The sequence below is a fragment of the Clostridium sp. genome (genome assembly GCF_036569345.1).
In the GTDB taxonomy this organism is placed as follows: domain Bacteria; phylum Bacillota; class Clostridia; order Clostridiales; family Clostridiaceae; genus Clostridium_AD.
Window position 1 is genome coordinate 1 of the sequence record NZ_DATCQT010000157.1, and the last position, 6,708, is coordinate 6,708.

Consider the following 6,708-nt stretch of genomic DNA (forward strand, 5'->3'; position numbering starts at 1 on the left):
AAATAGCATTACAGATACCATGAGGCAAGTTGTAGAATCCACCTAATTGATGTGCCATAGCATGTACATATCCAAGGCTTGCATTATTAAATGCCATACCAGCTAAGAATTGAGCATAAGCCATTTGTTCTCTTGCTTCCAAATCTGTACCATTTGCAACTGCTTTGGATAGGTATTTAGATATAAGTTTTATAGCCATTAAAGCAGCAGAATCTGTAAGAGGATTAGCTGCAGTAGATACATATGCTTCTACAGCATGAGTAAGAGCGTCCATACCAGTAGCAGCAGTAAGTGATGGTGGCATACCAACCATTAATTCTGGATCATTAATTGAAACTTTTGGTGTTACTCTCCAATCAACTATAGCCATTTTAACTTTACGAGATGTATTTGTAATTATGCAAAAACGGGTCATTTCTGAACCAGTACCAGCTGTAGTATTAACAGCAACGAAAGGTGGGAAATCCTTAGTTGATTTATCTAATCCTTCATAATCTCTAATATTTCCACCATTAGAAGCTACAAGTCCAAGACCTTTAGCACAATCATGAGAAGAACCACCGCCAAGAGATACTATTGCGTCACATGAATTTTTCGTCCATGCTTCAAAAGCTGCTGCTACATCTAAATCAGTTGGATTTGGTTCAGCGCCATTAAAAATTACGCATTCTAGTCCAGCTTCTTCTATTATACTTTTAACTCTATCAGCCATACCCAATTTAGCTAACATTGCATCTGTAACTATTAATACCTTTTTACCACCAAGTGTTTTAATTTGTGTTCCAACATCATTAACCGATCCTTCACCAAATAAATTTATAGTAGGAATAAAATAAGCACTTTTTTGCATAACTAACACTCCTCTTTTTTTTATTAACATTAATATTTTTTTCATTATTTAATGCCTGTTCATATTTTATTAAAATTTATTGTTTTATGTTTGCCCCCCTGTTGTATGTTTAGATTATACTAAAGAAAATTTGCAAATGCAATAGCTTTTTTTGAATATTTATTCACTATTTTACGTTAAATCCTTCACATATAACGTTTTCTCATGTATAAATATTCATTATTTATGTATATGTATGCATATTGATAGTATACTAGTTATTAGACTATTCTGATTTTATTGTTAATTATTTCAGAATTATAATAATGTTGGTCATTTTACTAACACATATCTTAAACAGAAAAAATATTCAACAATTTTTTCTTATTAAAATTGCTAAATTTAAAAATCTTTAATAGCGTTAATCTTTTACTGTAATACATATTTAATGCGAAATGATATTTTAATATCAAATAGTAAATAACACTAGAATATTATATATTTTACATTTAATTCTATTAATAGCCTTGTTCATGAGTCTATATCCCTTTAATTTTTTTAAAATTTCTTTCCCATTTCTATAAATTTAAACAATTTAATAAAACAAAATGCGTTAGTTTGATAAAATAAATTTATCTAACTAACGCATTAATGTTATGTTTGAATATTATATCACTCAAAAATCACTTATAAATTTCTTCTAACACGGTTTTCACGTTCCCTAAAGAATTAAATATAAGTGTAGGTTGCACTTCAGACTCAACTAAATCCTCAAGTTTTGCTTCCCCTGTTAAAACGAGAATAGTCACAGAATCATTACCTTTACCAATAGCAATGTCTGTATAAAGCCTATCCCCTACAAAAGCAATTTCATCCTCGCGAAATCCAGTATTTTTAAGTACATAATCTAATGTATGATGTGATGGTTTACCAAAGTATTCTGAAACCACTCCAGTAGACGCTGTAATCATAGAACATATTGACCCACAATCTGGTATGAATCCATCTTCAGTTGGACAATTAAAGTCAGGATTTACACCTAAGAAGGTAGCTCCATTTCTTATAAGTTCACAAGCTTTAGAAACATTTTCATATACGAGCGAAGTATCAAATCCCACAACAACAACATCTGCATTATCAGCAACTACATTAATATCTGCTCGTCTAAAATCATTTTTTAAATACTCCGTACCTAAAACAAATACTTTCTTGTTTGGCATATTTTCTTTTATATAATTAATAATTACATAATTTGAAATAAGCATTTTATCATCACTCAAATTATATCCCATTTTTTTAATTCTCTTTATATAGACTTCTGCGTTCTTAGAAGAATTATTAGTGAAAAATTTAAATTTTATATTATTTTTTTCTAACTCTTCTATAAAGCTTATAGAACCTTCCAATATTTTATCTCCTAAATAAACAGTACCATCAAGATCAAGGATAAAACATTTTACTTTTTTTAATATATCTTTTGAGCTCTCTTTTGAATCAAGTATTCTACCTATCATACCTATAACCTCTCCTTTGTAAAATGGTTTGTTATTCATTTAGAGATTAGCCTATAACTTATTTATAATAAATGTTCATTATATAAGTTGCAGCGTCATCAAGCATTCCTATATCTTCAAGAAGTTGAAGAATACCATATCTATTACGCATATCCTTAGCAGCAATAAAACTTTTCCTGAAGAGTTCTTTGCTTAGGCCTAACTCTTTAGGGTTCCAAACTGCACCCGCTTTTTTCAAAGTCTTAATTATTTCCTCTGGCTCTGGAACATTAACATCACAAATGTTTTTTATATGATCCCATTTAGTAAATATTTCATTCATCTTAGCTTTTCTTTCTTTTTCATCGAAATTAATACTATCTTGCTTAAATTCAATAATGTTTGTTGCACTAATAGTGAATGTATCTATTATATTTTGTTTCCATTTATTTTTATCAAGATTTAAATAATCACCTTTTGTAAGTATTTCTTTAATATCTAAATCTATAACATATTTAAATGCATAAGCTACAATTCCCACAGCTACACCTACAGTATTACCGTGGAGCCATTTTACATTATCTCCACTATTCATAAACATCATTTCATAACAATGTGATAAATAGTGTTCTCCACCTGATGCAGGCCTTGAGGCTCCAACCATTCCAATTGCAATTCCTGATAAAATTAATGCTTCAGTTATGTTCTCTACAGTTTTAGCATCTCTACTTGTGACCCCAACAGCTGCTTCCTCACACTTCTTCAAAGAGCTAAGGACTAATTTTTCAACTTCATGGCAGAAGTATTCACCGTTTAAAGTATTTGCAATATGCCAATCTGCGAGAGCTGTATATTTACCTAGAATATCTCCGAGCCCTGCTTGAAGCATTAACATAGGAGCCCTCCTCATAATATCAACGTCGCAAACAATTGCTAATGGATATACGCCGTCATAAGTAACTTTTACACCATCTCGTATTAGTGGAGAAACTACCGAAGCATAACCATCCATTGAAGGTGCTGTTCCCACAATTACATAAGGAATACGGAGTTTATAACTCAAAAACCTTGAAATATCATTAATTGTACCTGATCCTACTGCAATAATAAGTGATGTATTCTTTGGTATTTCGAGCAATAATCTTCCGAGAGTTATTTCACTGGGATGTAAATGTTCCTCTTCAAATACGTATTTACTAACTTTAAATTTATCCTTTAATAATTCTTCAACTCTTTTGCCTGCTACGTCAAATGTATGGGTGTCTTCTATAATAAAGACTTTTTTCCCCTCATAGCACTTGATTATACTTGGTAGCTGAGTTATAACCCCTTTGCCAACTTTTATCGCATCTATCCCTACACTATGATTTTTACCACATGAACACATGTAGTTAAGGCCACTCATTTGTTCTACACTTAGAGTTGATAAATTTTCCATATTTTTATCCTCCTTAAATTTTATTGCCTCATTTTTCAAAGAATTTTTTCTGATTCAAAAGCCTTCCATGGAATATCAACCGCAGCAGCACTAGAATTTATGATATTATCGACATGCATAAGCAGTGGGAAATCACTAAGCTTCAAAAGCCCTCTTGTTGAAAGTCTACGTACGCCACGTGCGGTACGAGTGGCAATGACTATTGATTCGAGAGTTACTCCTTTTAATTGTTTGATGGATTCTTCAATTGAATATCCTTGTCCAAGTAGCGTTCCGACTTTACGAGTACGTCCACCAAAAACAGTTACGTAAAGGTCACCGGCAGATAAAATAACATTTTCTGTCCCACCACCAACTATTTCAAGGAGATGTTTCATTTCCTTTACGCTTTGTCCGAAAAGCCCAGCCTGCGAATTATAATGCTCGTGTCCTAAGCCATCTGGTCCAATAGCAATCCCTATAGCTAGTGATACACCCAGTGCATAAGCGTTCTTAAGGGCTACTGCACATTCAACACCAACAACATCTGTAGATAGACTAATATGATAGTATGGAGATTCAAACAAACCCTTAAGCATTCTAAGAATATCTATGTCATCTCCACAAAATGTAACAACGGAATTATCTTTGTCAGCAAGTTCATAACTAGTACACGGACCACCTATCGCATTAATAGAAAGCTTTTTATTTGGTGGGAGTTTGCTTTCAAAGTATTGTGGATAAGTAATCATACTTCCGTCTTCTTGATCAATCATTCCTTTTGTTATTGAAAGAAGAGGGATATTTTCAGGTATTATAGGCAATATATTATCTGCAAACCAGTCAACACCAAAACTACTAACTCCGCATATTACAACATCGGCTCCATCAAGTGCTTTATTTACATCTTCAATTTGATAATACTCAATTCCTGTTTCAGGTAATTGACGTTTTAGTGTAGTATGAAAACCTGTAGTTTCAGCTGTATCAACAATGATTCTATCTAGTGGAGTACCAACTACTCGTACCTTATTACCATTTTCAGTTGCAGGAAAAGATAAAGCGCACGCCATCTGGCCAGCTCCAATAATTGTTATAATTTTCATAATGTTACCTCCTATTAAAATAGAATAAACTTAATTAGAAATCAAAATATCAATTCTTTTTAAAATGTTAAAGAGTGCTTAACAGCACCCTCTTAATTTTTAAAATTAACTTAATTAAAATATAAATCCACCGGTAAATAACTGGAATGCTTTAACTACTATCCAATTCAAGAAGTTACCACCTAAATCTAAACTTGAAATCATAGTGGATCCCTTTGGCATTGTGAAATTAGCCATTTGTGCAATTTGAGTATGAAAACTAGCAATGTTTGTTGCCATGAGTAATGCAAGTGCCATTACCACAGTACCAGCTAAAACTGAATGAACAATATTACCCTTTGTCGAACCAACTATAAATGCAACATAGAAGCAAATGGTAGTTAAATCTCCAAATGGTAGAACATTATTACCAGGCAATATAACAGCTAAGAATAATGTTATAGGAACTAAGACAAGTGCTGTTGCTATAACTGCTGGATGACCAACTGCAACAGCTGCATCAAGTCCTATTGTTAATTTTCTATCTTTACCAAAGTTTGTCTTCTGTAAAAAGTCGCGAACACCTTCTGAAATTGGAATTAAACCTTCCATTAAAATTTTAACCATACGTGGCATTAAGAACATAACAGCAGCCATAATAATGCCCAATTGTAGACATTTTCCGATATCGTATCCAGCTAAAAATCCAATCAATATACCAAGTACCAAACCCATCATCATTGGTTCTCCAAATACACCAAATTTCTTTTGGATAGTTTCTGGATCTGCTTTCAGATTTTTTATTCCAGGAATCATACCTATTACTTTTGCAACTGGAATACCTATAAGACCACAAGCTGCGGTAGATCCTGTTGGGAGTGATATTCCTTCAAGCCCGAAAAAGTCTTCAACCATAGGAGCTGTCCAATCTGCAATTTTAAGAACTGCAATTTCATATATGATTGCTGCGAGTATTGCAAAACCCCAATTACCATGAGTTAAAACAAGTACTGTTGCACCTGCTGCAGTAAAATGCCAATAATTCCATATATCAATATCAACTACATTTGTAAACTTAAGAAACAATAATATAACGTTTACAAGCATAGCTATTGGTATCATTACCGCTGCTATTGGAGAAGCCCAAGTAATTGCAGCCGCTCCTGGCCAACCTATATCTAATATACCTAAATGTAATCCATACCTACTTACCATCATTGATGTAGCTGCACCTAAATTAGTTGTAAGTAAACCAATTACTAAATTAATACCTACAAAACCAATTCCAATTATAATACCCGATCTAAATGATTTTTTAAAACCTAATTTAAAACAACAACCCATAATTGTGATAGTAAGCGGTAGTATTACTGTTGGTCCCAAACTAATAATATATTGAACAACCTTTAGTAACATGTATTCTCCTCCTTAATTTTGGTTTTTTATGTTTTATTCTTTAAGAGCTTCAATAATAGCTTGATCAACCTTTTGTGTATTTATATTGGTTAGATAATTTATTGCCTTTATTACGGGAATCTTGTAGACTCTTGAAGCAATCGTAGTTGTAACTAATAGATCTGCTCCCTCCTCATAACCTGGCACTTCCGATATTTTACATTGAATAACCCTCGCATTGATATTGTTAGCTGCAATTAAATCTTCCACCTTTTTACACACAACTGTTGAAGTTGCTATTCCTGTACCGCATGCTACTAATATTAATTTTTGCTTATTCATTTTATTACCTCCTTGTATAATCTAGTTATAAGTTTGATAAGAAACCACTCATAAATATAACGAATAATTTCTTTACTTATCCTAGTTAACGTTCACTTTATTTTTATTCACTTCATACTTTTATTCATATCTTTAACTCTGGTTTTT

6 protein-coding genes are annotated in these 6,708 nt (G+C 32.4%); all 6 read right to left on the bottom strand.

The window, feature by feature from the left end; translation table 11 throughout:
* A partial coding sequence (locus VIM70_RS15840; protein WP_331946746.1) for an iron-containing alcohol dehydrogenase occupies positions 1 to 850 on the bottom strand: 850 nt, incomplete at its 3' end.
* 662 nt (positions 851 to 1,512) lie between these two features.
* Positions 1,513 to 2,343: an HAD-IIA family hydrolase gene (locus VIM70_RS15845; RefSeq protein ID WP_331946747.1), complete on the bottom strand. Its 831-nt coding sequence runs from the start codon at positions 2,341 to 2,343 to the stop codon at positions 1,513 to 1,515.
* A gap of 58 nt (positions 2,344 to 2,401) precedes the next feature.
* Positions 2,402 to 3,760, bottom strand: a complete 1,359-nt coding sequence (locus VIM70_RS15850) for a sn-glycerol-1-phosphate dehydrogenase (RefSeq protein ID WP_331946748.1) — start codon at positions 3,758 to 3,760, stop codon at positions 2,402 to 2,404.
* Positions 3,761 to 3,795: 35 nt separating this feature from the next.
* Positions 3,796 to 4,845, bottom strand: a complete 1,050-nt coding sequence (locus VIM70_RS15855; RefSeq protein WP_331946749.1) for a glycerol-3-phosphate dehydrogenase — start codon at positions 4,843 to 4,845, stop codon at positions 3,796 to 3,798.
* A 114-nt stretch (positions 4,846 to 4,959) separates the two neighbouring features.
* The gene (locus tag VIM70_RS15860) at positions 4,960 to 6,240 is read right to left on the bottom strand and encodes a PTS galactitol transporter subunit IIC (protein WP_331946750.1); all 1,281 of its coding nucleotides are present in this window, start codon (positions 6,238 to 6,240) and stop codon (positions 4,960 to 4,962) included.
* A 33-nt stretch (positions 6,241 to 6,273) separates the two neighbouring features.
* Positions 6,274 to 6,561: a PTS sugar transporter subunit IIB gene (locus VIM70_RS15865; protein ID WP_331946751.1), complete on the bottom strand. Its 288-nt coding sequence runs from the start codon at positions 6,559 to 6,561 to the stop codon at positions 6,274 to 6,276.
* Positions 6,562 to 6,708: the final 147 nt, after the last annotated feature.

Excerpts from the sequence above, each read along its gene's own strand:
- VIM70_RS15865 (WP_331946751.1), bottom strand. The coding sequence starts at position 6,561 with ATGAATAAGCAAAAATTAATATTAGTAGCATGCGGTACAGGAATAGCA.
- VIM70_RS15855 (WP_331946749.1), bottom strand. The coding sequence starts at position 4,845 with ATGAAAATTATAACAATTATTGGAGCTGGCCAGATGGCGTGCGCTTTA.
- VIM70_RS15850 (WP_331946748.1), bottom strand. The coding sequence starts at position 3,760 with ATGGAAAATTTATCAACTCTAAGTGTAGAACAAATGAGTGGCCTTAAC.
- VIM70_RS15845 (WP_331946747.1), bottom strand. The coding sequence starts at position 2,343 with ATGATAGGTAGAATACTTGATTCAAAAGAGAGCTCAAAAGATATATTA.
- VIM70_RS15860 (WP_331946750.1), bottom strand. The coding sequence starts at position 6,240 with ATGTTACTAAAGGTTGTTCAATATATTATTAGTTTGGGACCAACAGTA.